28 protein-coding genes and 2 pseudogenes are annotated in these 25,574 nt (G+C 66.9%); 15 read left to right on the top strand and 15 right to left on the bottom strand.

Going from position 1 to position 25,574, the window contains the following annotated elements:
- Position 1: 1 nt before the first annotated feature.
- From Q0D93_RS08480 to Q0D93_RS08465, 4 genes are all read left to right on the top strand, one after another.
- On the top strand, positions 2-751 hold the full coding sequence (locus Q0D93_RS08480) for a HesA/MoeB/ThiF family protein (protein ID WP_294392892.1): 750 nt from the start codon (positions 2-4) through the stop codon (positions 749-751).
- Positions 736-1,092, top strand: a complete 357-nt coding sequence (locus Q0D93_RS08475) for a DsrE family protein (protein ID WP_294392891.1) — start codon at positions 736-738, stop codon at positions 1,090-1,092. The genes Q0D93_RS08480 and Q0D93_RS08475 overlap by 16 nt, the downstream gene beginning before the upstream one ends.
- 645 nt (positions 1,093-1,737) lie before the next feature.
- Positions 1,738-1,905, top strand: coding sequence for a hypothetical protein (locus Q0D93_RS08470; RefSeq protein ID WP_294392889.1), 168 nt, complete (start codon positions 1,738-1,740; stop codon positions 1,903-1,905).
- Positions 1,906-1,993: 88 nt separating this feature from the next.
- Entirely contained in the window at positions 1,994-2,461 is a 468-nt protein-coding gene (locus Q0D93_RS08465) for a hypothetical protein (protein ID WP_294392887.1), read from the top strand.
- Between the two features lie 91 nt (positions 2,462-2,552).
- On the opposite strand, the gene Q0D93_RS08460 is transcribed toward Q0D93_RS08465, so the two are convergent.
- Together Q0D93_RS08460 and secG are read right to left on the bottom strand one after the other, a co-directional pair.
- Complete coding sequence (locus tag Q0D93_RS08460) at positions 2,553-4,187, bottom strand: CTP synthase (protein WP_294392885.1); 1,635 nt, start codon at positions 4,185-4,187, stop codon at positions 2,553-2,555.
- Positions 4,188-4,257: 70 nt separating this feature from the next.
- Positions 4,258-4,611, bottom strand: a complete 354-nt coding sequence (secG, locus tag Q0D93_RS08455) for a preprotein translocase subunit SecG (RefSeq protein ID WP_294392883.1) — start codon at positions 4,609-4,611, stop codon at positions 4,258-4,260.
- 87 nt (positions 4,612-4,698) lie between these two features.
- Here secG and treF point away from each other — a divergent pair, with 87 nt between their 5' ends.
- Entirely contained in the window at positions 4,699-6,303 is a 1,605-nt protein-coding gene (treF, locus tag Q0D93_RS08450; RefSeq protein WP_294392881.1) for an alpha,alpha-trehalase TreF, read from the top strand.
- Here treF and pspF read toward each other — a convergent pair.
- Positions 6,239-7,273: a phage shock protein operon transcriptional activator gene (gene pspF, locus Q0D93_RS08445; RefSeq protein WP_294392878.1), complete on the bottom strand. Its 1,035-nt coding sequence runs from the start codon at positions 7,271-7,273 to the stop codon at positions 6,239-6,241. The two genes, treF and pspF, sit on opposite strands and share 65 nt — an antisense overlap.
- 182 nt (positions 7,274-7,455) lie before the next feature.
- Between pspF and Q0D93_RS08440 the strand changes: the two genes are divergently transcribed.
- The 8 genes from Q0D93_RS08440 to Q0D93_RS08405 all read left to right on the top strand — a co-directional run bounded on the left by Q0D93_RS08440 (position 7,456) and on the right by Q0D93_RS08405 (position 11,261).
- Entirely contained in the window at positions 7,456-7,959 is a 504-nt protein-coding gene (locus Q0D93_RS08440; protein WP_294392877.1) for a hypothetical protein, read from the top strand.
- A gap of 91 nt (positions 7,960-8,050) precedes the next feature.
- Positions 8,051-8,731: a phage shock protein PspA gene (gene pspA, locus Q0D93_RS08435; RefSeq protein ID WP_294392876.1), complete on the top strand. Its 681-nt coding sequence runs from the start codon at positions 8,051-8,053 to the stop codon at positions 8,729-8,731.
- A 4-nt stretch (positions 8,732-8,735) separates the two neighbouring features.
- On the top strand, positions 8,736-9,053 hold the full coding sequence (pspB, locus tag Q0D93_RS08430) for an envelope stress response membrane protein PspB (protein ID WP_294392874.1): 318 nt from the start codon (positions 8,736-8,738) through the stop codon (positions 9,051-9,053).
- Between the two features lie 40 nt (positions 9,054-9,093).
- Entirely contained in the window at positions 9,094-9,477 is a 384-nt protein-coding gene (pspC, locus tag Q0D93_RS08425; protein ID WP_294392872.1) for an envelope stress response membrane protein PspC, read from the top strand.
- 30 nt (positions 9,478-9,507) lie between these two features.
- On the top strand, positions 9,508-9,771 hold the full coding sequence (locus tag Q0D93_RS08420; protein WP_294392870.1) for a hypothetical protein: 264 nt from the start codon (positions 9,508-9,510) through the stop codon (positions 9,769-9,771).
- 28 nt (positions 9,772-9,799) lie between these two features.
- Positions 9,800-10,078: a hypothetical protein gene (locus Q0D93_RS08415; protein ID WP_294392868.1), complete on the top strand. Its 279-nt coding sequence runs from the start codon at positions 9,800-9,802 to the stop codon at positions 10,076-10,078.
- The gene (locus Q0D93_RS08410) at positions 10,075-10,308 is read left to right on the top strand and encodes a hypothetical protein (RefSeq protein ID WP_294392866.1); all 234 of its coding nucleotides are present in this window, start codon (positions 10,075-10,077) and stop codon (positions 10,306-10,308) included. Before Q0D93_RS08415 ends, Q0D93_RS08410 begins: the two co-directional genes overlap by 4 nt.
- Before the next feature lie 41 nt (positions 10,309-10,349).
- Complete coding sequence (locus tag Q0D93_RS08405; RefSeq protein ID WP_294392864.1) at positions 10,350-11,261, top strand: DMT family transporter; 912 nt, start codon at positions 10,350-10,352, stop codon at positions 11,259-11,261.
- Positions 11,262-11,268: 7 nt separating this feature from the next.
- Here Q0D93_RS08405 and Q0D93_RS08400 read toward each other — a convergent pair whose 3' ends face one another.
- Together Q0D93_RS08400 and Q0D93_RS08395 are read right to left on the bottom strand one after the other, a co-directional pair.
- Positions 11,269-12,195 carry a bifunctional riboflavin kinase/FAD synthetase gene (locus Q0D93_RS08400; protein WP_294392862.1) on the bottom strand — a complete coding sequence of 309 codons (927 nt, stop codon included), beginning with the start codon at positions 12,193-12,195 and terminating at the stop codon, positions 11,269-11,271.
- A gap of 35 nt (positions 12,196-12,230) precedes the next feature.
- The gene (locus Q0D93_RS08395) at positions 12,231-12,713 is read right to left on the bottom strand and encodes a dihydrofolate reductase (RefSeq protein ID WP_294392861.1); all 483 of its coding nucleotides are present in this window, start codon (positions 12,711-12,713) and stop codon (positions 12,231-12,233) included.
- Between the two features lie 127 nt (positions 12,714-12,840).
- On the opposite strand from Q0D93_RS08395, the gene aat reads away from it, so the two are divergent.
- Entirely contained in the window at positions 12,841-13,554 is a 714-nt protein-coding gene (gene aat / locus Q0D93_RS08390; RefSeq protein ID WP_294392859.1) for a leucyl/phenylalanyl-tRNA--protein transferase, read from the top strand.
- Here the strand turns inward: aat and Q0D93_RS14875 are convergent.
- From Q0D93_RS14875 to Q0D93_RS08360, 6 genes and pseudogenes are all read right to left on the bottom strand, one after another.
- A pseudogene (locus Q0D93_RS14875) lies at positions 13,443-14,033 on the bottom strand (DUF2155 domain-containing protein); the annotation flags it as partial. The gene aat and the pseudogene Q0D93_RS14875 overlap by 112 nt on opposite strands.
- The gene (gene mlaD, locus Q0D93_RS08380; protein ID WP_294392857.1) at positions 14,030-14,539 is read right to left on the bottom strand and encodes an outer membrane lipid asymmetry maintenance protein MlaD; all 510 of its coding nucleotides are present in this window, start codon (positions 14,537-14,539) and stop codon (positions 14,030-14,032) included. The pseudogene Q0D93_RS14875 and the gene mlaD, both read right to left, overlap by 4 nt.
- Positions 14,539-14,928 carry an NADH:ubiquinone oxidoreductase subunit NDUFA12 gene (locus tag Q0D93_RS08375; protein WP_294392855.1) on the bottom strand — a complete coding sequence of 130 codons (390 nt, stop codon included), beginning with the start codon at positions 14,926-14,928 and terminating at the stop codon, positions 14,539-14,541. The genes mlaD and Q0D93_RS08375 overlap by 1 nt, the downstream gene beginning before the upstream one ends.
- A gap of 10 nt (positions 14,929-14,938) precedes the next feature.
- The gene (locus tag Q0D93_RS08370; protein WP_294392853.1) at positions 14,939-15,427 is read right to left on the bottom strand and encodes a DUF192 domain-containing protein; all 489 of its coding nucleotides are present in this window, start codon (positions 15,425-15,427) and stop codon (positions 14,939-14,941) included.
- Entirely contained in the window at positions 15,424-16,029 is a 606-nt protein-coding gene (locus tag Q0D93_RS08365) for a cold shock domain-containing protein (protein WP_366510266.1), read from the bottom strand. Before Q0D93_RS08365 ends, Q0D93_RS08370 begins: the two co-directional genes overlap by 4 nt.
- Before the next feature lie 85 nt (positions 16,030-16,114).
- Entirely contained in the window at positions 16,115-16,654 is a 540-nt protein-coding gene (locus Q0D93_RS08360; protein WP_294392851.1) for a RecX family transcriptional regulator, read from the bottom strand.
- Positions 16,655-16,755: 101 nt separating this feature from the next.
- Between Q0D93_RS08360 and Q0D93_RS08355 the strand changes: the two genes are divergently transcribed.
- Positions 16,756-18,504, top strand: a complete 1,749-nt coding sequence (locus Q0D93_RS08355; RefSeq protein WP_294392849.1) for a fatty acyl-AMP ligase — start codon at positions 16,756-16,758, stop codon at positions 18,502-18,504.
- Positions 18,505-18,656: 152 nt separating this feature from the next.
- On the opposite strand, the gene Q0D93_RS08350 is transcribed toward Q0D93_RS08355, so the two are convergent.
- The 4 genes and pseudogenes from Q0D93_RS08350 to Q0D93_RS08335 form a co-directional block, all read right to left on the bottom strand.
- Positions 18,657-19,727 (bottom strand): type I restriction endonuclease, encoded by a 1,071-nt coding sequence (locus tag Q0D93_RS08350; RefSeq protein ID WP_294392847.1) that lies wholly within the window; start codon positions 19,725-19,727, stop codon positions 18,657-18,659.
- Between the two features lie 166 nt (positions 19,728-19,893).
- On the bottom strand, positions 19,894-20,139 hold the full coding sequence (locus Q0D93_RS08345) for a hypothetical protein (protein WP_294392845.1): 246 nt from the start codon (positions 20,137-20,139) through the stop codon (positions 19,894-19,896).
- A 272-nt stretch (positions 20,140-20,411) separates the two neighbouring features.
- Positions 20,412-24,683, bottom strand: coding sequence for a DNA-directed RNA polymerase subunit beta' (gene rpoC / locus Q0D93_RS08340; protein WP_294392842.1), 4,272 nt, complete (start codon positions 24,681-24,683; stop codon positions 20,412-20,414).
- Between the two features lie 138 nt (positions 24,684-24,821).
- Positions 24,822-25,574 (bottom strand): annotated as a pseudogene (locus tag Q0D93_RS08335) (DNA-directed RNA polymerase subunit beta); the annotation flags it as partial.

Raw genomic sequence — 25,574 nt, 5'->3', positions numbered from 1 at the left:
CATGCTGTCCGACGCCCAGTTCGACCGTTATGCCCGTCACATCATCCTCAAGGAGATTGGCGGCGCGGGGCAGATGCGCCTGCTCGACGCGCATGTCGCCTTGATCGGCGCGGGCGGGATCGGCGCGCCGGCCATCCAGTATCTCGCCGCTGCCGGTGTCGGGCACCTTACCCTGATCGACGATGACGCGGTCGCCCTTTCCAACCTCCAGCGCCAGGTACTGTATGGCACCGATCAGGTCGGCACGCTTAAGGTGGAGGCCGCCCGCGCCGCCGTGGCCCGCCTCAATCCTGACGTGCGCGTGACCGGCTGGGCCGAACGCATCACCTCCGTCAACGCAGCCGCTCTGCTCGACAGTGCGGACGTGGTGGTGGACGGCTCGGACAATTTCGCGACCCGTCTGGCCGTGTCGGACGCCTGCACCCAGGCCCGCATCCCACTCGTCTCCGCCGCTGTCGGGCAGTTTGATGGGCAGCTCGGCGTGTTCCGAGGCTGGGAAGCAGACCGCCCCTGCTATCGCTGCCTGGTCGGGTCCGACCCGGACCGGCCGGATGTATCGTGTGCGGATCAGGGTGTGCTCGGGGCCTTGACCGGCATGCTCGGCAGCCTGGCCGCGATCGAGGCGATTCGCGCGATCGTTCCGTTCGGCGCCGATCCTGCCGGAACCCTGCTGCTGGCCGACCTGCTCGACCTCCGTTTTCGCACCATCGCCTTGCCCAAGGATCCGGGCTGCCGGTGCGGCGCGGGGTGACGCCGCTCGCTGTCCTCGTTTCCAGCGACGATCCCGCGCGGCTCCGCACCGCACTCGGCCTGGCGGCGGCGCAGGCGGCGCTGGGCGGGCGCGCTTCGCTGTTCTTTGACGCGCTGGCGGTTCCCGTCCTCGGCCGGTGCGAGCAGGTCAGGTCCGATGATCTGCCGAGTCTGGCCGCGCTTCTCGACACCTGCCTCGACATGAATGTCGCCGTCACCGTGTGCCAGACCGGACTGGCCGCGGCCGGATTGCGCGCGGAGGATCTCGATCCCCGCCTGACGTTCGGCGGCATGATCGGCCTTCTCTCCGTCCTGCCCGACGCGCGGCTGGTGATCGCCTGAACGCCCCTGTGGCGGCGACACCACAGCGTGACCGCAAAGATGTAGTTAACGCACGTGAGCCGATGACAAGCTATGAACCCAGGATTACCAAGCTCTCACGAACGGTGCCATGTGGCCAAGGGTTCGGGGAGGCTGAGGCCCCGCTCGTCAACGAACGAAGCGCGCGGGCCAAGCCACCGAAGAAGGGGGCTGACGAGCGATCGTCACGCAGGCGCCCGAGCTGGCAACGGCTCGGGCGTTTGCTTTTCCGGCGACGCGGGCACGATATTCCTCCGCCGGCGTTGAGTTCTCGGAAGAGGAGACACGCCATGGCCAGCCAGCCCCCGAGCCCCGAAATCCCGACCGACCTGCCGATCGACGACCCGGTCCCCAGCCCGACCGACCCGATCCCGCCTCAGCCGAGCGATCCCGTCACCAGCTGATGGAAGGCGATGGTGCCGGATCGGGGCCGTCTGCACACGCGGAGACTGCGCCTCGATCTGGCATTGCGCCCTCGCCCCGTTCGACTCGCGGGTTCACCCCCGCTCTGAGCAGGTCTCGTCCGCGGCCAGTCCACCGGCGCCATGGACTGCGCCGACTGCCTGGCACTGACCGTCGCTTTACCGCTTCGCAACCGTGGTGGCGTAAAGTCGGGCCATGATCCCGATGCGTCATGTATTCCGCAGCCGCTGGGCCGCGCTCGCCTGGGCGGTCGGCATCTGCTGGACCGCCATCAGCTTCGCCGGCGGCGAGCACGCCACCGTCAACGCCGCCAACAGCGCGGACGACACCACCGCCTCGGTCAAGGCGCTCCTGGCCGAAGATCCGGACTGACCCGGCGCGGGTTCCGCGCCGGCAAGATCGGCGGCCCCGCACCGACCGGTGCAACCTCGCTTTAAGCGTTTAGCGGCAAGAAGCGGACATGACCGCACACTCAAAGCCGCTTCGTTTCGGGCATCATGCCCTCGCTATATTGGGCGCGGCGATGCTGGGGGCGACGATCTCCGCGCTGCTCTGGGCCGCCACGGTGTTGATCACCGCTCAGGGCCGATTGCCCGGATGGGGGTGGCTGGCGACGGTGACCATCCTGTTCTGGCTTGTCATGTTCTGCCTGGCGCTGCCGGCAGCGGGGCTCGTGCTGTCGCTGCTGTTTCCGATACTCCGCCGCAGAACTGCCGCGGCAAACGGCATCTGCCTTCTCGCCGGCGCGACGACGGGGTTGATTCTGGCACCCCTGGCGAGTGCAAAGCTGCACGGCGGCACGATCCCGCAACTCTGCCTGTTCGCGCTGATCGGAGCGACCGTTTCCGGGCTCTACCTGCTGCTATGCGGGCGGCTCGCACGAGATGTGCGGGCAACTGCGCATCCCCGTGCGGCGCAGACTGCCTGACAAAGGCCAGCCGCACGAGACACAAGCCCGGCGGGGATACGCACAACGTGCGTCCCCCCGTCCTCATGCCTGCCGTCGCAGCGCGCTTCGTCTAGACCAGCCGGCTCTGCTTGACCGCCGCTTCGATGAAGCTGGCGAACAGGGGATGCGGGTCGAACGGTTTGGACTTCAGTTCGGGGTGGAACTGCACGCCGATGAACCAGGGGTGGTCGGGCCGCTCCACGATCTCGGGCAGCGCGCCGTCCGGCGACATGCCGGAGAAGACCAGCCCGCCCTGCTCCAGCGCGTCCTTGTAATGGACGTTCACCTCGTAGCGGTGACGATGGCGCTCGTGGATCTCGTTCGCGCCGTAGACGCTCGCGACATGGCTGTTGCCCGCCAGCGCCGCCTGATAGGCGCCAAGCCGCATCGTCCCGCCCAGGTCGCCGCCGGCTTCGCGCTTCTGCAGGCCTTCCGCCGTCATCCATTCGGTGATCAGACCCACCACCGGCTCATCCGTGGGACCGAACTCGGTTGTGGAGGCCTTGGCGATGCCCGCCGTGTTCCGCGCGCCTTCGATGCAGGCCATCTGCATGCCGAGGCAGATGCCGAGATACGGCACCTTGCGTTCGCGCGCGAAGGTGACGCTGGCGATCTTGCCTTCGGATCCCCGCTCGCCGAAGCCGCCGGGGACGAGGATGGCGTTCATCGGCTCCAGCTTGGCCGCGATCTCGTCCGCGTCGGATTCGAACAGTTCGGCGTCGATCCAGCGGACGTTCACCTTCACCCGGTTGGCGATCCCGCCATGGACCAGAGCCTCGTTGAGCGACTTGTACGCATCCGCCAGGCCGACATATTTGCCGACCACGCCGACCGTGACCTCGCCTTCCGACTTCTGCTGCGCGTCGACGATGTCGTGCCAGCGGCGCAGGTCCGGTGCCGTGCCCGGATCAATCGCGAAAGCGCGCAGGACCGCGGTATCGAGCCCGGCGGCGCTGTACTGGATCGGCACGGCATAGATGCTGGACGCGTCCAGCGCCGGAATCACCGCATCCTTCGGCACGTTGCAGAACAACGCGATCTTGGCGCGGTCGCTTTCCGGCAATTCACGCTCGCAGCGGCAGACCAGCACGTCGGGCTGGATGCCGGCGCTGGTCAGGTCGCGCACGCTATGCTGGGTCGGCTTGGTCTTCAGCTCGCCCGCCGCCGCGATGTAGGGCACCAGGGTCAGGTGGACGAAGCAGGTGCGTTCGCGCCCCAGGTCGTTCCGCATCTGGCGGATCGCCTCGATGAACGGCAGGCTTTCGATGTCGCCCACCGTGCCGCCAATCTCGCACAGCACGAAATCGAGCCCGTCCGTATCGGCCTGCGCGAATTCCTTGATGGCGTCCGTGACGTGCGGGATCACCTGCACCGTCGCGCCGAGGTAATCGCCGCGCCGCTCCTTCTGGATGATCGTCTGATAGATCCGGCCGGAGGTGATATTGTCCGACTGGCGCGACGGCACGCCGGTGAAGCGTTCGTAATGGCCGAGGTCGAGATCGGTCTCGGCCCCGTCATCGGTGACGTACACCTCGCCATGCTGATACGGGCTCATCGTGCCCGGATCGACGTTGAGATAGGGATCGAACTTGCGGATGCGGACCCTGTAGCCACGCGCCTGAAGCAACGCCGCGAGCGACGCCGCCATCAGACCCTTGCCAAGCGAGGAGACCACGCCGCCGGTTATGAATATATACCGGGTCATGGGAGGATGGGGTTAGCCGTCCGAATCCATGCGGCGCAAGGGGCTTGTGATCCCCGCGCCGCCAGGACCGTCAGCGCGCCAGCGGAACCGTGCCGTTGTCCGCCGGGGCGGGCGCGGGCGTGGCGGGGTTGGCAGGCGCGGCGGCGGGCGCCTCCACCGGCTGGGCACGCTTCAGCGACGTATCGATCCGTGCCGGCGCCGCCGTCATGGTCGCCAGCGCCGCCAGGCCGATCGAAAGGATGATGAAGATCGCCGCCAGCACCGACGTGGTGCGCGTCAGGAAATCGGCCGCGCCGCGCGCGCTCATCAGCCCGGCCGGGCTGCCGCCGGACGCCAGGCCGCCGCCTTCCGAACGCTGCATCAGGATGACGGCGACAAGGGCAGCTGCGACCAGCGCATGAACGACGAGCAGAAAGGTAAGCATGGGACCGGTCCGATACAGGAAGCGGCATCGCGGAGCAACCGGACCCCTTTGCTTGCGACACCGGCATTTGCGTCTTTAGATGGCGCCATGACAAGGATCGCCCGTTTCGGGGCTGTCGCGCTGCTGCTTGCGACCGCCGTTTTCGCGCAATCGACGCCGGCCGACGAATATGGCGACCTGTTCCGCGCCGTGCAGACCGCCCGCATCTTCGCGGACGGCAAGACCTTCGCCGATGCGGAGCCCAGGCGGTCCGTGGCCGCGATCATGGCGGACTATCGGGCGCAGGCTCCATCGGACCCGATCGCGCTCAAGCGGTTCGTGCTCGCCAACTTCGTCGTGCGGGGGGAGCCGGGAACGGCCGCGCCCGACGTGCGGGCTCATGTGCGCGCGTTGTGGCCGCAGCTGGTGCGCATGCCCGCGCAAAAGGTGGCCGGCGGTTCCGCCGTGCCGCTGCCCCGCCCCTATGTCGTGCCGGGAGGACGCTTCCAGGAAATCTATTACTGGGACAGCTATTTCACGATGCTGGGCCTGAAGGCGGACGGCCGTTCCGATCTGGTCGAGGCCATGATCGACGATTTCACCAGCCTGATCGAGCGCTACGGCCATATCCCGAACGGCACGCGCACTTATTATCTCAGCCGGTCGCAGCCGCCCTTCTACGCCCTGATGCTCGACCTATCGGACAATATGGATCCGGCGGTGGCACGCAGCCGGCTGGCCGCGCTGCGGGCCGAGCATGATTTCTGGATGAAGGGGCGGATTTGCGTCGATCGCGCCCGCCTCGCCTGTCTGCGGGTGGTGCGTATGCCCGACGGCACCCTGCTCAATCGCTACTTCGACGATCGCGACACGCCGCGCGACGAATCCTATGCGGAGGACGCCGCCACCGCGCGGGAGGCCGCGCCGCGCCCCGCCGCCGACACCCAGCGCGACCTGCGCGCGGGCGCGGAAAGCGGATGGGATTTCAGCAGCCGCTGGCTCCGCGACCCCCGATCGCTCGCCTCCATCCGCACCACCGAAATCGTGCCGGTCGACCTCAACAGCCTGTTATGGGCCATGGAACGGCGCATCGCCCAACGCTGCGGCGACATAGGCGACACGGCCTGCGTGCACAGCTTCGCCACCATGGCGCGGCGGCGCAAGGCGGCGATCGGCCGCTATCTCTGGCAACCCCGGCTGGGGCGCTACGCCGACTGGAGCCTGCGCGACCATCGACCCACGCCGGTCCTCTCCGCCGCGACGCTGTATCCGCTCTTCGTCGGTCTATCCGCGCCAGGCCAAGTCCGGCAGGTAGCGGATACCGTGCGCGGCCAACTGCTCGCCTCCGGCGGCCTGCGCACCACGACCCTGCGCACCGGGCAGCAATGGGATGCGCCGAACGGCTGGGCGCCGCTCCAGTGGATCGCCGTGGAGGGGCTGCGGCGCCACGGCCAATTTCCTCTGGCGAAGGAGATCGCCGCCCGCTGGCTGACCACCGTAACCGACACCTATCGCGAAACCGGCAAAATGCTGGAAAAGTACGATGTCGAGGAAAACAAGCCCGGCGGTGGCGGCGAATATCCGCTGCAGGACGGTTTCGGCTGGACCAACGGCGTGACCAGCGCGCTGCTGGACCGCTACCCCGACCTCAGCCGGCCGATTTCTCCAGCAGGTCATGCCGGCGCAGGGCATGACGCAACTGATCGTAACTGAGTTTCAGCGCGGTGGCGGTCGCCCGCTGGTTGAAGCGGCACCGCGCCAGCGCCACCTCCAACAGCTGCCGCTCAAAAGCATGGCAGGACGCGCGCAGGTCGTCGCAGTCCAGGCTCGGCACGCCGGCCGCGGGCGATACCCTGGCGGGCTCCTCCGCAGCCGCCCCGGCCGCGTCCGGCTTCAGCGCGGCCATCCGCCAGGGAGAGGCGAAGGGATCGAACTGGATCGCATCCACCGGCCGCCCCTCATCCTCCCAGCGATAGACCGCACGCTCCACCGCGTTGCGCAGCTCGCGGACATTGCCGGGCCAATCGTGCCGTTCCAGCGTGGCAGCGGCCGTGGCGGAAAAGCCCGGCCAGCGCGTCCACCCCAGTTCCGACGCCATGCGCCGCCCGAAATGGTCGGCCAGCACCGCGATGTCGCCCTCCCGCGCGCGCAACGGGGGCAGGGTGATGACCTCGAACGACAGGCGATCGAGCAGGTCGGCGCGAAAGCGGCCTTGCTCCACCAGGTCGGGCAGATGTTCGTTGGTTGCCGCCACGATCCGCACGTCCACCCGCAGCGGGCGTGACGCGCCGATCCGCGTCACCTCGCCATACTCAGTCGCGCGCAGCAATCGCTCCTGCGCGCCCTGGCTGAGCGTCGCCAGTTCGTCGAGAAACAACGTCCCGCCGTCCGCCTCCTCGAACCGCCCGGCCCGCGCCTTGGTCGCGCCGGTGAAGGCACCGGCTTCGTGCCCGAACAATTCGGCCTCGATCAATGTCTCCGGCAGGGCAGCGCAGTTCATGGTCACCAGCGGCCCGGCCCAGCGCGGGGACAGGCGATGAAGGCGCTCCGCCACCAATTCCTTGCCGGTGCCGCGCTCGCCGATCACCAGCACGGGGCGGTTCAGCGCGGCGGCCCGGCTGGCGCGCTCCACCGCATCCAGGAACGGCCCGGACTGTCCGATGAATTGCGCATCTCGCTCCATGGCCTCAACTTGGCGGATTTTCCTACTATTTAGCAAGTGGCAAGAATGCAGCTGCCAAGTCCCGGGCAGCTAAGTCGATGTATTGTCGCGAAAACTTCATTTGGCACAGCTCCTGCAATGCCTTGGTCGACACCGGACGGACCGGTGCAGGTGAAGACACCAAGGTTCTCGGGAGACAGTCCATGTTCAACGTCAACAAGACCGATCTGCAACGCTTTGCACTTTCCTCGATCGGCGCGCTGGCCCTATCCGGCGCGTGCATCCTCGCCGCCGTGGGTCCGGTAAAGGCCGCGACGTCGCCGCTGACCGCCGCCGCCTGGGAAGACAAGGTTGCGGGCAAGATCCGGAACCTGCGTGAATCGGACACGGCCTACACGCCCACCACGGCCGCCAGGTCGGTGGTTGCGGCGCATTTCGGCGCGGACGGCGAGTTTGCCGGCGCGACCCTGCTGCGCTCGTCCGGCGACAAAAGGCTCGACCGGCGCGCGGTGAAGGTCGCCCGCAGCATCCTCTATCCCGCCCTGCCCGCCGGCTATCGCGGTACGCGGCAGGCCGTCCGCATGAACCTCTATTTCGGCACTGCCGGCAGCGAGGCCCAAATTGCCGAGATGCAGCGCCGCGACGCCCATGCCGTGCAGTTCGCCGGCCGCGACGAAACCCCCACCACCCGGATCGCCGCCCGGTGAACGGCGCTGCCGGGGCGGGCACCCCCTTGACCCGCCCCGACTTTCATCATTGCCTTTGTTCAAGGCCGAACGCGTAAAAGGAGCATCACGAATGGGAATCTTCTCCCGCACCCGCGACATCATCGCCGCCAACATGACCGATCTGCTCGATCGGGCCGAAGACCCGGCGAAGATGATCCGCATGATCATCCTGGAGATGGAGGAGACCCTGGTGGAGGTGCGCGCATCCGCCGCCCGCCACATCGCCGACCAGAAGGAAATGCGTCGCCAGATCGCCAAGCTGGACCAGGTCCAGGACGGCTGGTTGGAGAAAGCCGAACTGGCCCTGTCGCGCCAGCGTGAGGACCTCGCCAAGGCCGCCCTGGTCGAGCGCCAGAAGGCCGCCGACCTGGCCGAGCAGCTGAAGGACGAGATCGGCGTGATCGACGAGGCATTGTCCGCGTGCGAGGCGGACATCGCCAAGCTCCAGAACAAGCTGCGTGAGGCGCGCGCGCGCCAGAATTCGGTCACAACCCGGCTAGAAAGCGCCGAAAACCGCACCCGCCTGCGCGAAATGTATGCCGGGCAGAAGGTGGAGGACGCGTTCTCCCGCTTTGAACTGCTGGAACGGCGGGCGGACATGGCCGAGGGCCGCGCCGATGCCGCCGGCCTGGGCGTCCAGAAGAGCCTGGAGGAGGAAATTGCCGAGCTGCGCTCCGCCGACAAGGTCGATGCCGAACTCGCCGCGCTGAAGGCGCGGGTGTCGGGCGGGCCGTCGGGACAGGAGGGCTGAGGCGATGGAGGACGTCCTAATCCCCATCTTCGCGGTCGGCATCCTGTTCCTGGGACTGCCCTGGCTGCTCTTCCACTATGTCACCCAGTGGAAGAAGACCGGCACGCTCAGCCTGGAGGACGAGAATCTGCTGGACGAGCTCCACGATCTCGCCCGCCGGCTGGACGACCGCATGACCACCATCGAACGCATCGTCGCGGCCGACAGTCCCGACTTCCGCCTCCGCGTAGCGGCGCGTGACGAGGAGGAGCGGGACGGCCGCTCCGCCTTCCACCGCCCGCTGGACCGCGACCCTCAACCACGCAGCCCCCGCAGCCTGTGAGCGCGACCGGCCACCCAACGCATCGAAAGGGATACAGACGATGACACCCCGCCGCACCAGTTTCTATCTCGACAAGCGCCACGGCAAGTTCATGGGCGTCTGCGCCGGCATCACCGATTATACCGGCATCGACGTCACCTTTGTCCGGGTCGGCGTGCTGCTGCTGACGGTGTTCGCCACGGGCGGGCTGGGCCTGGTCGCCTATCTCGCGCTCGGCCTGATCGCCCACGACAAGCCGCGCGAGCTGGATTATGCCGATCGCGAGGATCGCAAATTCTGGCAAAAGGTCCGTGCGCGCCCCGCCAATTCGATCCGCGACGTCCGCGCCAGCTTCCGCGACATCGACCGCCGCCTGGCAGACATAGAACTGCACGTCACCAGCCACAATCGTCGCCTCGCCGACGAGATCGAGGCGCTGCGCTGAGCCGCGCATCCCCAACAAGGAGCCCCGACCATGAACCCCCTCCTCATCCCCATCCTCGGCATCAGCTGCGGCCTGCTGGCCATCTTCGGCGGCGTCTTCGTCCGCCCCTGGATCCGCTACAAGCACCGCCAGCTTGAACTGCTCAGCGAACATACTGCGGAAAAGGCAGCGCAATACGCCGCCCGCACCGAACGGCTGGAACAGCGCGTCGCCGTGCTGGAACGGATCCTGACCGATCGCTCCACCATGCTGGGTGAAGAGATCGAGCGGCTGCGCGACGCGCCCGTCAACTGACACAGGGAACGAAACAGGGAGTGCAGGCATGAACCCGTTCGAAATGGTGGTGCTGATCGTCGCGATCGTCGGCATCTCCAGCGTCCTCAAGGCCCGCTATGGCGTGGTCCGCCACAAGGGCGAGGACGTCTTTGTCGGGTCGCCCCGTGACGACGCGGCCGATCAGCGACTGCGTAGCGAGATGCAGCAGCTGAAGGACCGCATCCAGGTGCTGGAGCGGATCGTCACGGACGGCGACCGCAACCGCGCCATCGAACTGGAGCGCGAGATTGAGGCGCTCCGCATCGAAAAGGAAACACGGCGATGACCGAACCCTTTGCCTGGACCGCGATCACGCTGGCGAGCCTCGCCGCACTGGTGATCGTGACGGCCGCCGCCCTCAAGGGCTGGCACGAGTGGATCGAGCTGCAACGCCTCTCGCTGCAGGGGCGTGGCGGAGCCGAGGGTTCGCCCTTGCCGGCCGCCCGCATCGAACTGGCCGACCTCAGGGAGCGCGTCCGCAAGCTGGAGGCAATCGCGACCGGCGTCGACCTGTAAAGGGCTCGGCATGGCTGCCGCATTGCGGTAGCCGGGCGGCCATGACCGCTTCTCCGCCCGAACGCCGGTTGCAGGGCATCCTGCTCCGCAGCGCCTCCGCCACCGCCTTTGCCGGCATGGCGGCGCTCCTCAAGGCGGCGAGCGATCGGGGCGTCGCCACGCCGGAAATGATCTTCTACCGCAACGGCTGGGCGCTGCTGGTGGTCAGCGCGTGGATCGGCGCCGGGCCCGGCTGGTCGGCGGTCAGGACCGCCAAGCCGCTGGCCCACATCACCCGCTCCACCATCGGTCTCGTTTCCATGCTGCTGACCTTCGGCGCGCTGGCGCTGCTGCCGCTGGGCGAGGCGACCACCCTCACCTACGCCGCGCCGTTGATCGCCACCATCCTGTCGGGACTGGTGCTGGGGGAGGCGATCGGCCCGCGCCGCTGGGCGGCGGTGGCGGTGGGCTTCGTCGGCGTGGCCCTGGTGGCGCAGCCGGGCGGGAGCGCCGTGCCGCTGCTGGGCGTCGCGGTCGCAATCGCCGCCGCCTTCGGCCAGTCGGCGGTGATGATCACCGTGCGCCAAATCAGCCGGACCGAGGGGACGGCGGCGATCGTCTTCTGGTTCAGCACCTTCACCGCGCTCGCCGGGGCGGCGATGCTGCCGGTCTTCGGCCGTTGGCACGATCCACTCACCATGGCGATGCTGGCGGGTGCCGGGTTGCTCGGCGGCTTCGCGCAGATCGCCATGACCGGATCGCTCCGCTTCGCGCCCGTATCGGTGGTGGTGCCGTTCGACTATCTCCAGATCATCCTAGCGACCGCGATCGGCTGGGCGGTGTTCGGCTCGGCCCCGACGCCGCTGATGCTGGCGGGCGCGGCCCTGATCGCCGGCAGCGGCCTCTACACCGCCTACCGCGAGCGGGTGCGCGGGCGCGAACCGGTGGAGGCGCGCTCCATGCCCGAGGGCTGACCGGCCGTCAGCCGGCCAGTATCGCCTGCGCCGCCGCGCTGTCGCAGCCCATCTGCCGGATCAGCGCATCCATGCTGTCGAACCGTGCCTCGCCGCGCAGGAAGGCGATCAGCGCCACTTCGATCACCTGACCATAGAGGTCGCCGGAAAAATCGAAGAAGTACGGCTCCAGCAATTCCTTCGGCGGATCGAAGCTGGGGCGGATGCCGAGGTTGGCGACACCGCCCACCACGCGCCCGTCCGCCAGATGGCCGCGCACCGCATAGATGCCGTAGCGCGGGCGGACATAATCACCGAGTTCCAGGTTCGCGGTGGGATAGCCGAGTTCGCGCCCGCGCTTGTCGCCATGCACCACCGCGCCTTGGATGGCGAAGGGGCGGCTCAGCAAGCGGGCGGCCGTCGCGCAATCGCCATCGCGCAGGGCCTGGCGGATGCGGCTGGACGACACCACGCCTTCCGCGCTTGCGACCGGCGCCACCGTGTCCGCCGCCAGCCCCCGCTCCGCACCGAGTGCCGCCAGCAAGGCCGCGGTGCCTGCCCGCGCCCGGCCGAAGGTGAAGTCCTCACCCGTCACCACCCCCGCCGCGCCGAAGCGGCCGACCAGTTGGTCGTGCACGAACTGCTCGGGCGATAGGCCCGCCAGCGCCCCGTCGAACCCAAGCACCAGCGTCGCATCCGCCCCCGCCTGCGCGAACAGGCGCGCCCGCTGGGCGATGGTGGTCAGGCGAAAGTGCGGCGCATCCGGCCGGAAATGCCGCGCGGGGTGCGGATCGAACGTGGCCACGATCGCCGGCCGCCCCTGCTCCCGCGCGCGGGCGACCGCGCGGCCGACCACCGCTTGGTGGCCAAGATGGAAGCCGTCGAAATTGCCGAGTGCGATCACCCCGCCCCGTAGCGCCTCGGGCAGCGGCGCGTCGTTCGCGATGATGGTCATGGTGCCGCGCCTATAAGACGGGCGGAGCCGGGACGCTAGCGGCGGACGAAGGTTACGAAACTCAACGCCGGCGTGTCGCCCTCCGCCGGCTGCTCGCTCCGCGCCGCCTCGCGCCACTCCGCGCCCGGGGGGGGCAGGATCGTGTCGCCGTGGGGGCGGGCATGGACCTCGGTCAGCTCGATCCGGGTCAGGCATGGGGCGAGGGCCGCCAATATCTCCGCCCCGCCGATCACCGCGACCGTCCCGCCCGCCAGCGCCAATGCCGCATCCACGTCGCCCGCCCTCTCCACCCCTGGTGCGGACCAGCCGGCGTCGCGGGTCAGCACGATGTGGCGCCTGCCGGGAAGCAGGCCGGGCAGGCTGTCGAACGTCCGCCGCCCCATGATCATCGGCAGGCCGGCGGTGATCCGCTTGAAGTGCCGCAGGTCCGCCGGAATGTGCCAGGGCAGCCTGCCTTCGCGCCCGATCACGCCATTGTCGGCGCGCGCCACCACCGCGATGATCTCCTGATCCTGCATGGCCGAGCCGCTAGCAGCCCCCCGCCTTCGCCGCCAGCGCGTCCTCCGCCTGGCGAGGGAGGGTCCATGCCTGCTTCCCTCAAGGACGTTGTTGCGTTGGCGCGTGCGCCCGCGTTAGCGTCGGGGCATGACGCCGCTCGATCCGGATCTGCTGCTGCGGGCCTATTCGGTCGGCGTGTTCCCGATGGCCAATGCCCGCGACGCGCCCGACATCTTCTGGGTGGAGCCCAGGAAGCGCGGCATCCTGCCGCTGGACGGCTTTCACCTCTCCCGCTCGCTGGCGAAGACGATCAGGTCCGACAGGTACCGCGTCACGGCGGATCAGGCGTTCGAGCAGGTGGTGGCGCTCTGCGCGCAATCCACCACCGACCGGCCGGACACGTGGATCAATCCCGTGATCGAGCAGGCCTATGCCGAACTGCATCGGCGTGGCTACGCCCATTCGGTGGAGGCATGGCAGGACGACCGGCTGGTCGGCGGCCTCTATGGCGTGCGCCTCGGCGGGGCGTTCTTTGGCGAAAGCATGTTCAGCCGCGCGCGCGACGCGTCCAAGGTCGCGCTGGCGCATCTGGTCGCGCGGTTGAAGGCTGGCGGCTTCCGCCTGCTCGACTGCCAGTTCCTGACCGAGCATCTCGCCTCACTCGGCACGATCGAGGTCGGGCGCAACGCCTATGTCGCGTTGCTGGACTCGGCGCTGGGGCTCGGCTCCTCGGCCGCAGGCGACGGTAATCCGGCCGACTTCTTCGCGCTGGAGCGCACGGCCGGCGGGCCCGATGCCGCCACCGTATCCGGTCCCATGTCCGGGTGTCGCATCGTGCAGCTCTTGGGCCAGACGTCGTAAAGCGGATCTTCCACCACGTTCAGCGACGGGCTTTCCTTGTAGAGCCAGCCGGAGAAGATCCGGTGCCACGTCCCGTCGGCACTCTTCTTGTCAGCCTGGACGAAGGCGCCGGTCAGTTGCTCCGGTTCCCAGTCCGCCGTGGTTTCGCACGCGCGCAGGCGGACGATCAGGTCTCCGAACCGCGCCGCCTGCCCCATCCGCAGCGTTGCGTCGCGTGACAGGCCGTTACGCTTGTTGAGCAGGCCCAGCACCGCCACCCGCTCGCCCATCGGCGTCTCGGTGGTGGTCGGCTTGGGTGCGGGGCTCGCGCGGCGGCCGGTCGGCGCCGGCTCCGCCATGCTGTTAGCGAGTGCGGTGTCCGGCGTCAGTTCCGCCGCCGCATCGGGGCGCTCACCTTGGTTCTGCGATCCCGCGCTCCAGGCGATCGCCCCCAGAGCGACAAGGCAGATGGCGATGCCGCCCGCGCGGCGCAGGATCATGGAGTAGACGTGGGCGCGGCCGCGTTGTCCGCGCCGCCGGCATCACCGCCGCCCGCCGGACGGTTGATGAACTGGCCGATCAGGGCCATCAGGTCCATCGACCCTTGCGTATCGGTGATCGTGTCGCCGCTCTTCAGTACCGCCGTGCTGCCGCCCGGCGTGAAGGCGATAAAGGTCGAGCCGAGCAGCCCTTCCGACGTGATCGCCGCGCTGCTGTCCGCCGGCAGCTTGACCGTGGGGTCAAGCGCGACGTTCACTTTCACCTGATAGCTTTGCGGATCGAGCGACAGCGCCGACACGCTGCCGACCTTCAGGCCAGCCACCCGCACGTCCGTGCCGACATTTACGCCGCTGGCATTGGGGAAGATCGCCGCAATCTCCATCGCGCCTGCCTTGCGGCCGCCGCCGGTCCGATCCCAGGCGAACAGCACGAACCAGATGGCCAGCAGCACCACGGCCAGCCCGACCAGCGCCTCGCCGATATTTTCCCGCAATAAGGACCGCATCAATTAGGGCTCCACGCCTCATAGTCGCCGGTGGCGGCGGCGCGATTGCCGCCACGCTCCAGCGCGCCTTGCGGGCGATATGCCTCGCCCGTGCCGGTTAGGTTCGGCACCGCCGGCTTCACCCAGGCGCGCGGCGCCGGCAGATCGGTGGGAACCACGTCGGTCTGGTGATGCAGCCAGCCGAACCATTCGGGCGGAACCCGGCTGGCATCGTTGGAGCCCTTGTAGATCACCCACCGGCGCATCCGGCCGCTGATCGGCTTCTTCGATTCGTAATACAGGTTGCCGAGCGCGTCGCGCCCGGTTTCACGACCGTTGCGACGGGTAAACAGCGACGTGGTGAGCGTAGCGCCATTCCACCAAGTGAAGATGCGAGCAAGGACGGACATGGAATGGCGCTTAGCCTGCCTGGGGGCGGTCGCGCAACGACGAACCCTGCCAGTTCACCCGATCACCGGGCTTGATGCCGCGCCGCGCGGCCTCCCCGCCCTTCAACTCCAGCACCGCCGCCACCGGCTCGATCGATTCGATCGGCGCCAGCGACAAGGGCGTGGCGTTGGGCGAGATGGACGAAATCGTGCCGTCCGCCCGTACGAACAGCAGGTCCAGCGACGCCAGCGTGTTCTTCATCCAGAAGCTCGCCATGCGCGGCGGCTGCAGGGGAAAGATCATGCCATGATCGGCGGGGATCACCTCGCGGAACATCAGGCCGATCGCCTGCTGCTGCTGGCTGCGCGCCACTTCCACCTGGAAACGATGGCTGGTGCGGTCACCCGTAATGGTGAGCGGCTGGGCGGGAAGATGCTGCGCCCGGTCGAACGCCTCCGCCACGACCGGCTGGAGCGGGACGGCGGCACCCAGCAACGCCGCGAACAACAGGGCCTTCACGCATTCCCCTCCACCATCACCACCAGCGGACCCTTGCGCCCGTCCGCGATTCGCGCGCGGAGCGGCTGTTCGGGGTCCAGCACCGAAAAGCCGGCGCGGCGTACCGTCTCCATATGGATGAAAATATCCTCGCCGCCACCCTCGCGGACGACAAAGCCATAGCCTTTCAGCTGGTTGAACCATTTGACGCGCACCGCTTCATAGGGCCCGGCCTCCTCGGCCAGCCCCAGCGGATCGACGCGGTCGGCATTGCGCTTGGCGAGCAGGTCGGCGTCCGGGCCGGTGGCGGTGGACAGGTCGAAGCTGATGACCCGGCGCGCCTGCAAGCCGCGATCGCGCCGCATCGTCTCGCACACCACGCGGGTGCCTTCGGGCAGGGTGCGCCGGCCATGGTCGCGCAACAGGGAGAAATGCAGCAGGATGTCGCCCTCGCCACCATCACCCACCACGAAGCCGAAGCCGCGCGTGGCATCGAACCACTTGACCGACCCGCTCACCACGGGCGCCGGGGCGCCATCCGCACCGTCCATGGCCGCCGCGACGAACGCCTCTCCCTCAATGCCCTCCTTCGCGGCGAGCATCACCGCTTCGGCATTCTTCATCGTCGTTGCACCCTGAAAACGAGGGCGACGGCTTAGCATTCCTGCAACAATCTTAAAGGAAAATATCCATGTTCGCCTTAATGGTTCAGCTTTCCGTCAGGGTCTCGCCGGGCTCGGCCGCGATGATTCGGCGCGACACATCCATGGCGTGGCCGGCGCGCAGCATGGCGCCCAACTGCCGCCGCGCCTGGTCACGATCGGCGCGCTCGGCCGCATAGGGGCCGATCCGCCGGCGCTGGGCGAAGCGCAACGCGGCCGCCAGCGCCTCCTCCCGCGCGGCGGTGACCACCGGCTCGGTATCTTGGGCCTCCACCCCTGCGGCGCGCAGCACCTGCGACACACGCCCAGCGCCATAACCCTGGCGCAGACAGGCCTGTCCACGCGCCTGCGCAAAGCCCGCATCGTCGACATAGCCCAGTTGCGCACAGCGGCTCACCACCGCCTCCACCGGCGGGGCACCATCATCCTCCCACCCCCTTTCGCCCAGCTTGCGCTGCAGGTAGAGGCGCAACTTGGCGCGCGTGGTGGCGTATCGCCCGACGTAATGGAGCGCGAGCGCCTGGAGCGACGCCGCATCCAGCGGCGGGCGGGGCTTGCCGCTATTTTTGTGAGAAAAAGGGCGCATGCGCCACGTTTGTGCCATAGTCGGATGGGAATTTGAACGTTCGACCGCATTTAGTTTACAAGCAGCGTTCCGCCTGTTTCGCGGAGAGGAGACCTTCGAGAGTGCAGACGGCCGGTGTGCAGGACCTCATAACGCCGACCCCCAGCGACGACGCGGTGCCACGGCGTTATGCCGACTTCCCGACGCTGTGCGACGCGCTGGACTATGCGGCGGGCGGCGAGCGCGGACTGAACTTCCACGATCCGCGCGGCACTTTGCTGCGCCCGTATCGGTTCGCGGAGCTGCGTGGCGATGCGCTGGATGCGGCGCAGCGGCTGGCGGGACGCGGGATCGCGCCGGGCGCGCGCGTGGCCTTGCTGGCCGAAACCGGCGCGGATTTTGCGGCGGCGTTCTTTGGCGCCATCTATGCCGGCATCTGGCCGGTGCCGCTGCCTTTGCCGACCAGCTTCGGCGGCAAGGACGCCTATATCGATCAGCTGGCGGTGCAGCTCGCCAGCTCCGATCCCGTCCTCCTGCTCTACCCGCGCGAGCTGGAGACCATGGCGCAGGCGGCCGCCCGCGCACGCGGCATCGCGGCGGTCAGCTATGAGGGATTGGCCGAGGAGGCGGTCGGCAACCACATCCTGCCCACGCCCGATCCCGACGCGATCGCCTATCTGCAATATTCCAGCGGCTCGACCCGGTTTCCGCATGGCGTGGCGATCACCCATCGCGCGCTGATGTCCAACCTGGCGGCGCATTCCATCGGCATGGAGGTGCGCGACGGCGACCGCTGCGTGTCGTGGCTGCCCTGGTATCACGACATGGGGCTGGTCGGCTGCCTGCTGTCGCCGGTCGCCAACCAGGTCTCGACCGATTATCTGAAGACCGAGGATTTCGCCCGCCGCCCGCTGGCGTGGCTCGACCTTATCAGCCGCAATGCCGGCACCACTTTGTCCTACTCGCCTACCTTCGGCTACGACATCTGCGCGCGCCGCATGTCGAGCCAGACCAAGGCGTCCGACCGCTTCGACCTCAGCCGCTGGCGGGTCGCGGGGAATGGCGCCGACATGATCCGCCCGGACGTGATGCAGGCGTTTGTCGATGCCTTTGCCGATGCCGGCTTCGACGCCACCGCCTTTCTTCCCTCCTACGGCCTGGCCGAGGCGACGCTGGCCGTGTCGATCATGCCGCCCGGTGAAGGGATCGTGGTCGAACTGGTCGAGGAGACGGAGCTGTCCGGCGGCGGCTTCGCCAATGTGGAACGGCCGCAGCGTTATCGCGCCGTCGTCAATTGCGGCGTGCCCGCGCGCGAAATGGAGATCCAGATCCGCGACGAGGACGGCAATCCCCTGCCCGATCGCGCGATCGGCAAGGTGTGGTGCCGGGGCCCATCGGTAATGGAGGGCTATTTCCGCGATTGCGAGGCGACGGAGGCCTGCCTGGTCGACGGATGGCTCGACACCGGCGACATGGGCTACATGTCCGGCGGCTACATCTACATCGTCGGCCGCGCCAAGGACATGATCATCATCAACGGCCGCAACCACTGGCCGCAGGACATCGAGTGGGCGGTGGAGCAGCTGCCGGGCTTCAAGGCGGGCGACATCGCCGCCTTCGCCATCACCACGCCCGGCGGCGAGGAAACGCCCGCCGTGCTGGTTCAGTGCCGCACCACCGACCCGCACGAACGCGCCCGCCTGCGCGACGACATCCGCGAGAAAGTGCGCGCGATCACCGGCATGAACTGCGTGGTGGAACTGGTGCCGCCCAAGACGCTGCCCCGCACCAGCTCCGGCAAACTCAGCCGCTCCAAGGCCCGCAACCTCTACCTCGCGGGCGAGATGGAGCTGTACGAACAGGCGGCATAAGGGCAGGCGGCTGCCGGGTCGCCCTCGCTCTCCGCCCCCCCCTGGATCAATACTTGCCGATGCACCCAGCAAGCTGGCGGCATCACGGCTTACCACGCTTAGCAGAAGCTGCTTTCACGAACGGTAAAGCAAAAGCAGCCTACGTGCCAATTTCAAGCAGGGATGGTGTCATCCAGCTCGCGCAGTCGGGTCTCTATGTGCGGCATCAACTGGTAAATGCCGGTGAGTTCCGTCACCAAATGCTTCGTTTCTTCTTTGCCTACAAACGTGCCGAAATAACGCGTTGTCGGCGAGTTGAACCACATCCGCGCTATGGTTTTCCGGTTATTGTCATCGAGAAGGATCGCGCAGTACGACTTGCTGTCGCGGATCACGACCCGCTTTGGATCAACGAAGCGGGAGGCAATTGCCTGGACAATATGATAACCACTAAGCTCCTCTTGCGTGGTGATTATTGCCTCGCCCGGAGCGGCAGGATCGATATCATCCGGCTCCACAATTGCGGGAGTCGTCGCGTTTAGAGCTGAGGACAGGCGCTCGCTGACTTTGTCGCGGATGATTGCAGCAATTGTGCTCGGAACCATGCGGGCGATGGTCTCCTTTACCGCAGGTGTCAATCGGCCCTCGACCACTCGCGCGGCAAACATCCGCACAAAATCATCCGTAGGTTCGGCAAATTCCTGCTCAATGGCTTTACGAAGAAGTGACTGGAGCTTTAAATGCCCCGCCTCTTCAATAATTTTCTGGATATCAAAGTTAACTTTTCCGAACTTTTCCAGAGTACGAATGTCCGAGGGCTTGATCGCTTCCATGCTAAACGTGAAGAATGGACGTTCGTCCATCTTGTTTGGCTTCTCCACGTCGGAAAAGAATTGGTAGCTGACACCGTTTGTGAGAATGGCCAGCCGCGCATCGGTAGCGCTGAAATAGCGGAACAGCTGGGAAGCATGCGCAACGTTCAGTTCAGCCGCAGCGGGCTTACACTCGATTAGGATATTAATCCTTCCATCTTCACAAATTGCATAATCAACCTTCTCGCCCTTCTTGATACCAACATCGGCGGTGAATTCGGGTACCACTTCCTTGGGATTGAAAACGTCGTAACCGAGCGATTGAAGAAACGGCATGACAAGCGCTGTCTTTGCCGCTTCTTCGGTAAGCAACACCTCACGATGTTCCACGGTACGCTTTTGAAGCTCTGCGAGGCGAGTAGCAAAATCCATTTTGGTGGTCCCCCTTGTTCCCCGCGCGCAGATTGGCCGGGGATTGCGGATCGGGCAAGCACTGTGGTGCGCTGATCGATTACGACCATCTCCATGGTGACGGTTTTGCCAGAGCCCCCGGCCACGCTGCGGCGGCAAAAGGTTTTTTCAAGCGAAACTGGCGCCATCAATCGCGTTGTTCCCGCTCCATCCGCTTGCGCTCTTCCTTTTGGCGCTTGCGGTCTTCGCGGGCCTGGCGTTGTTCTTGCTTGCGGATCTTGCGGCCGCGGTTGCGATCGGATTCGTCCTGGCTGGTGGTGGCCCAGTCGATGCCCTGGCTGGCCGCGCGGACGGGCAAGGTGACGACATTGGCCACCGTGCGGACGCAGCCGGTCAGGCTCAGGATCAACAAAGCGGCGGCAAGTCGGGGCATGGCTCTCTCCTCGGCGGGCCTTGCATAGCACGCCCGCATGGACGGTCGCTGTACAGCAACGATCCGCAGGGCTGCCAGCCTGCATCCCGCGGCGCTCCCCCGGTCCCGCTCGCATGCGACCGGCCCACAGGATCCACGCCCCGACCCAGGTCCACTTTCCGTCGGATGCGGACATCGCCCTCCGCCCGGCATGGTCACTGCCGAACACAAAAAGGCCGCCGCCTGGTTCCCCAGACGGCGGCCCTTGTTCCGACCTCAATGGACCGGGGCGATTACTTGTTCAGGTAATCGCCCGCATCCGCGTCGGTGCCGTGCGTGGTGGCGACCACCTCGCCCAGCGGATCGCTGCCGGTGCCGGCCGAGTCCCGCGGCGAACGCGCCAGTTCGGCGGCATGCTCCTCCGCCGCACTCTGCGGGGCGACGATCGCCGCCGCCACCGTGCGCTGCGACGCGCGCAGCGCCGCATCGCGCGAGGAAGCCGTGACGCGCAGCCGGTTCATGCCCGCGCCGGTGCCGGCGGGGATGAGACGACCGACGATCACATTCTCCTTCAGGCCGTTCAGGCTGTCCACCTTGCCCTGCACCGAAGCCTCGGTGAGCACGCGGGTGGTTTCCTGGAACGACGCGGCCGAGATGAACGACCGGGTCTGGAGCGACGCTTTGGTGATGCCGAGCAGGATCGGCTTGCCCTGCGCGGGCTGCTGACCCTTCTCCAGCTTGGCGTTGACCTCGTCCATCTCCTCGCGATCCACCTGCTCGCCGGGAAGCAGGGTGGTGTCGCCGGCGAACGTGATCTCGACCTTCTGCAGCATCTGACGAACGATCGTCTCGATGTGCTTGTCGTTGATCTTCACGCCCTGCAGTCGATAGACTTCCTGGATTTCCGACACGAGATATTCTGCAAGCGGCTCGATGCCGAGCACTTCTAGAATGTCGTGCGGATCCGGGCTGCCGCCGATCAGGTTGTCGCCGCGCTTGACGTAATCGCCTTCCTGCGCGTCGATCGTCTTGGACTTCGGGATCAGATACTCGACCGGCTCGGATCCATCGTCCGGACGGATGATGATCTTGCGCTTGGCCTTGTAATCCTTGCCGAACTCGACCCGGCCGGAGATCTTGGCGATGATCGCATTCTCCTTCGGCTTGCGGGCCTCGAACAGCTCGGCGACGCGCGGCAGACCGCCGGTGATGTCGCGGGTACGCGCCGCTTCACGCGGAACGCGCGCCAGCACCTCGCCGGCCTCGACCATCTGGCCGTCCTCGACCGCGACCACCGCGCCGACGATCAGGCGCGACACGCCCGCCTCGCCCGAACCTTCGTCCAGCAGGGTGATGCGGGGGCGCAGGTCTTCCTTCTTGGAACGGCCCACATCCTCGATCACCACGCGCTGGGTGAGGCCGGTCGTTTCGTCCGACTCCTCGCGCACCGTGCGGTTCTCGATCAGGTCCTGGAAGCGGACCATGCCCTTCTTGTCGGTGATCACCGGCATGAAGGCCGGGTCCCACTGCGCGATGCGATCACCCTTGCTGACCAACGTCCCTTCGTCGACCATCAGCTGCGCGCCGTACGGCAGGCGATGGGTCGAACGCTCGCGCCCGTCCATGTCGACGATCGCGATTTCGCCCGAGCGGCTGAGCGCGATGCGCTGGCCACGCGGATTGACGATGGTCGGCAGCCCGCGCAGCTCGACTTTGCCGTCGGCGACGGCTTCCAGGTTGGACTGCTCGTTCAACTGCGCCGCGCCACCGATGTGGAACGTCCGCATCGTCAGCTGCGTGCCCGGCTCACCGATCGACTGGGCCGCGATTACGCCGACCGCCTCGCCGATATTCACCGGCGTACCGCGGGCCAGGTCGCGGCCGTAGCAGGCCGCGCACACGCCGCCCTTGGATTCGCACACCAGCGGCGAGCGGATCTTGACGGCCTGGGGCGAGACTTCCTCGATCTTGGCGACCAGCGCCTCGTCGAGCAACGTCCCCTCCGGCGCGACCACCTCGCCCGACTTGCTGTCGACGATGTCCTCGGCCGTGGTGCGGCCCAGGATACGCTCGCCCAGCGACGCGATGGTGGAACCGCCCTGCACGATCGCGCGCATTTCCAGCGCCCGCTCGGTCCCGCAATCCGTTTCGACGACGACGCAATCCTGCGACACGTCGACCAGACGGCGGGTCAGGTAGCCCGAGTTCGCGGTCTTCAACGCCGTATCCGCCAGCCCCTTGCGGGCGCCGTGGGTGGAGTTGAAGTACTCAAGGACGGTCAGGCCTTCCTTGAAGTTCGAGATGATCGGCGTTTCGATGATCTCGCCCGACGGCTTGGCCATCAGGCCGCGCATACCGGCCAGCTGCTTGATCTGCGCCGCCGAGCCACGCGCACCGGAATGCGCCATCATGTAGATGGCGTTGATGTCCTTTTCCCGGCCGTTGTCGAGCTTCTTGACGGCCTGGATTTCCTTCATCATCTCGCCCGCCACGCGGTCGCCGCAGCGCGACCAGGCGTCGATCACCTTGTTGTACTTTTCCTGCTGGGTGATCAGGCCGTCCTGATATTGCTGCTCGTAATCCTTCACCAGCGCGCGCGTCTCCTCGACCAGCGGCTCCTTGGCGGCGGGGATGACCATGTCGTCCTTGCCGAAGGAGATGCCGGCCTTGAAGGCATGACGGAAGCCGAGCGCCATGATGCCGTCCGCGAACAGCACCGTCTCCTTCTGGCCGGTGTGGCGATAGACGGTGTCGATGACGTCGCCGATCTCCTTCTTGGTCAGCAGGCGGTTGATCGTCTCGAACGGAACCTTGTGGCTCTTGGGCAGCGTTTCGCCCAGCAGCATGCGGCCCGGGGTCGTCTCGAAACGCTTCATGTAGGTCTTGCCGGCCTCGTCCGTCTGCGGGACGCGGCTGATGATCTTGGTGTGCAGCGTCACCGCGCCGGCGTTCAGCGCCTGGTGCACCTCCGTCATGTCGCCGAGCAGCGAGCCTTCGCCGGGCTCACCCTCCTTCATCATGGAGAGGTAATAGATGCCCAGCACCATGTCCTGCGACGGCACGATAATCGGCTTGCCGTTGGCGGGGCTGAGGATGTTGTTGGTCGACATCATCAGCACGCGCGCTTCCAGCTGCGCCTCAAGGCTCAGCGGAACGTGCACGGCCATCTGGTCGCCGTCGAAGTCGGCGTTGAACGCGGAGCAGACCAGCGGGTGCAGCTGGATCGCCTTGCCCTCGATCAGCACCGGCTCGAACGCCTGGATGCCCAGACGGTGGAGCGTCGGCGCGCGGTTCAGCAGGACCGGATGCTCGCGGATCACCTCGTCCAGGATGTCCCAGACTTCCTTGCGCTCCTTCTCCACCCACTTCTTGGCCTGCTTCAGGGTCATGGACAGACCCTTGGCGTCCAGGCGGGCGTAGATGAACGGCTTGAACAGCTCGAGCGCCATCTTCTTCGGCAGGCCGCACTGGTGCAGCTTCAGCTCGGGACCGGTCACGATCACCGAACGGCCCGAATAGTCGACGCGCTTGCCGAGCAGGTTCTGACGGAAGCGGCCCTGCTTGCCCTTCAGCATGTCGGACAGCGACTTCAGCGGACGCTTGTTGGCGCCGGTGATGGTGCGGCCGCGACGGCCGTTGTCGAACAGCGCGTCGACCGATTCCTGCAGCATGCGCTTTTCGTTGCGGACGATGATGTCCGGCGCGCGCAGCTCCATCAGCCGCTTCAGGCGGTTGTTGCGGTTGATGACGCGACGATACAGGTCGTTCAGGTCCGACGTCGCGAAGCGGCCGCCGTCCAGCGGCACCAGCGGGCGCAGTTCCGGCGGGATGACCGGCACGACATCGAGGATCATCCATTCCGGGCGATTGCCGGAATCGATGAAGCTTTCCACGACCTTCAGCCGCTTGATGATCTTCTTGGGCTTCAGCTCGGACTTGGTCTCGGCCAGTTCCTTGAGCAGGTCGTCGCGCTCGCCCTCAAGATCGAGGTCGATCAGCATCTGCTTGACCGCTTCCGCGCCGATGCCGGCCGAGAAGGCATCCTCGCCATACTCGTCCTGCGCGCTCAGCAGCTCGTCTTCGGTCAGCAGCTGGTACTTTTCGAGCGGGGTCAGGCCCGGCTCGATCACGATATAGCTTTCGAAGTAGAGCACGCGCTCCAGCTGCTTCAGCTGCATGTCGAGCAGCAGGCCGATGCGGCTCGGCAGCGACTTCAGGAACCAGATGTGCGCGACCGGCGCCGCCAGCTCGATATGGCCCATCCGCTCGCGGCGGACCTTCGACACGGTGACTTCGACACCGCACTTCTCGCAGACGATGCCCTTATACTTCATGCGCTTGTACTTGCCGCACAAGCATTCGTAATCCTTGATCGGACCGAAGATGCGCGCGCAGAACAGGCCGTCACGCTCGGGCTTGAACGTGCGATAGTTGATCGTCTCGGGCTTCTTGATCTCGCCGAACGACCAGGAACGGATCCGATCCGGCGATGCGATGCCAATCTTGATCTGGTCGAACGTCTCCGGCTTGGCGACCGGATTGGCGAAGTTGGTCAGTTCGTTCATGTCTTCACTCCGCTTCACCCTCTCCCTTGAGGGAGAGGGAAGGGTGAGGGTGTTCCGCGATCGAGAGGGCGCGCCGTGCCGCGGCCGGCGCCCCCCTCACCCAACCCTCTCCCCGCCGGGGAGAGGGCCAGGCCTGTTTCACTCCGCCGCTTCGGCCATGCCGTCGTCCGCCTCGTCGTGCGACGACAGGTCGACGTTCAGGCCCAGGCTGCGCATTTCCTTGACGAGCACGTTGAAGCTCTCCGGAATGCCGGCCTCGAACGTGTCGTCGCCCTTGACGATCGCTTCGTAGACCTTGGTGCGGCCGACCACGTCGTCCGACTTCACCGTGAGCATTTCCTGGAGCGTGTAGGCGGCGCCATAGGCCTGGAGCGCCCACACTTCCATCTCGCCGAAACGCTGGCCGCCGAACTGCGCCTTGCCGCCCAGCGGCTGCTGGGTGACCAGGCTGTACGGCCCGATCGAACGCGCGTGGATCTTGTCGTCCACCAGGTGGTGCAGCTTCAGCATGTAGATGTAGCCCACGGTCACCTTGCGGTCGAACGCGTCGCCCGTACGGCCGTCGAACAGCTCCACCTGACCCGACGTGTCGAGACCCGCCAGCGTCAGCATGTCGGACACGTCGCTTTCGCGCGCACCGTCGAACACCGGCGTCGCCATCGGCACGCCATTCTTCAGCAGGCCCGCCATTTCGATGACCTGATCGGCGCCCAGCGCGTCGATCTCGCCATGATATTGCGCGCCATAGACGGTCTTCAGCCGCTCCACGACCGCGGCCGGCGCCTGGCCGCCCGCGCCGCTCGGATTGGCCTCACGCCACGCCTCCAGCGCCTCCGTCACCTGCTTGCCCAGGCCGCGCGCGGCCCAGCCGAGGTGGGTTTCGAAGATCTG

The sequence above is a fragment of the uncultured Sphingomonas sp. genome (genome assembly GCF_934560975.1).
In the GTDB taxonomy this organism is placed as follows: domain Bacteria; phylum Pseudomonadota; class Alphaproteobacteria; order Sphingomonadales; family Sphingomonadaceae; genus Sphingomonas_I.
Note: the sequence above shows the minus strand (reverse complement) of the source record. Positions and strands in the feature narration are given on the sequence as shown.

Bases quoted from the DNA above. Each gene is read 5' to 3' on its own strand.
- Q0D93_RS08480 (WP_294392892.1), top strand. From the start codon at position 2: ATGCTGTCCGACGCCCAGTTCGACCGTTATGCCCGTCACATCATCCTC.
- Q0D93_RS08470 (WP_294392889.1), top strand. From the start codon at position 1,738: ATGCGTCATGTATTCCGCAGCCGCTGGGCCGCGCTCGCCTGGGCGGTC.
- Q0D93_RS08465 (WP_294392887.1), top strand. From the start codon at position 1,994: ATGACCGCACACTCAAAGCCGCTTCGTTTCGGGCATCATGCCCTCGCT.
- Q0D93_RS08460 (WP_294392885.1), bottom strand. From the start codon at position 4,187: ATGACCCGGTATATATTCATAACCGGCGGCGTGGTCTCCTCGCTTGGC.
- secG (WP_294392883.1), bottom strand. From the start codon at position 4,611: ATGCTTACCTTTCTGCTCGTCGTTCATGCGCTGGTCGCAGCTGCCCTT.
- treF (WP_294392881.1), top strand. From the start codon at position 4,699: ATGACAAGGATCGCCCGTTTCGGGGCTGTCGCGCTGCTGCTTGCGACC.
- pspF (WP_294392878.1), bottom strand. From the start codon at position 7,273: ATGGAGCGAGATGCGCAATTCATCGGACAGTCCGGGCCGTTCCTGGAT.
- Q0D93_RS08440 (WP_294392877.1), top strand. From the start codon at position 7,456: ATGTTCAACGTCAACAAGACCGATCTGCAACGCTTTGCACTTTCCTCG.
- pspA (WP_294392876.1), top strand. From the start codon at position 8,051: ATGGGAATCTTCTCCCGCACCCGCGACATCATCGCCGCCAACATGACC.
- pspB (WP_294392874.1), top strand. From the start codon at position 8,736: ATGGAGGACGTCCTAATCCCCATCTTCGCGGTCGGCATCCTGTTCCTG.
- pspC (WP_294392872.1), top strand. From the start codon at position 9,094: ATGACACCCCGCCGCACCAGTTTCTATCTCGACAAGCGCCACGGCAAG.
- Q0D93_RS08420 (WP_294392870.1), top strand. From the start codon at position 9,508: ATGAACCCCCTCCTCATCCCCATCCTCGGCATCAGCTGCGGCCTGCTG.
- Q0D93_RS08415 (WP_294392868.1), top strand. From the start codon at position 9,800: ATGAACCCGTTCGAAATGGTGGTGCTGATCGTCGCGATCGTCGGCATC.
- Q0D93_RS08410 (WP_294392866.1), top strand. From the start codon at position 10,075: ATGACCGAACCCTTTGCCTGGACCGCGATCACGCTGGCGAGCCTCGCC.
- Q0D93_RS08405 (WP_294392864.1), top strand. From the start codon at position 10,350: ATGACCGCTTCTCCGCCCGAACGCCGGTTGCAGGGCATCCTGCTCCGC.
- Q0D93_RS08400 (WP_294392862.1), bottom strand. From the start codon at position 12,195: ATGACCATCATCGCGAACGACGCGCCGCTGCCCGAGGCGCTACGGGGC.
- Q0D93_RS08395 (WP_294392861.1), bottom strand. From the start codon at position 12,713: ATGCAGGATCAGGAGATCATCGCGGTGGTGGCGCGCGCCGACAATGGC.
- aat (WP_294392859.1), top strand. From the start codon at position 12,841: ATGACGCCGCTCGATCCGGATCTGCTGCTGCGGGCCTATTCGGTCGGC.
- mlaD (WP_294392857.1), bottom strand. From the start codon at position 14,539: ATGCGGTCCTTATTGCGGGAAAATATCGGCGAGGCGCTGGTCGGGCTG.
- Q0D93_RS08375 (WP_294392855.1), bottom strand. From the start codon at position 14,928: ATGTCCGTCCTTGCTCGCATCTTCACTTGGTGGAATGGCGCTACGCTC.
- Q0D93_RS08365 (WP_366510266.1), bottom strand. From the start codon at position 16,029: ATGAAGAATGCCGAAGCGGTGATGCTCGCCGCGAAGGAGGGCATTGAG.
- Q0D93_RS08360 (WP_294392851.1), bottom strand. From the start codon at position 16,654: ATGCGCCCTTTTTCTCACAAAAATAGCGGCAAGCCCCGCCCGCCGCTG.
- Q0D93_RS08350 (WP_294392847.1), bottom strand. From the start codon at position 19,727: ATGGATTTTGCTACTCGCCTCGCAGAGCTTCAAAAGCGTACCGTGGAA.
- Q0D93_RS08345 (WP_294392845.1), bottom strand. From the start codon at position 20,139: ATGCCCCGACTTGCCGCCGCTTTGTTGATCCTGAGCCTGACCGGCTGC.
- rpoC (WP_294392842.1), bottom strand. From the start codon at position 24,683: ATGAACGAACTGACCAACTTCGCCAATCCGGTCGCCAAGCCGGAGACG.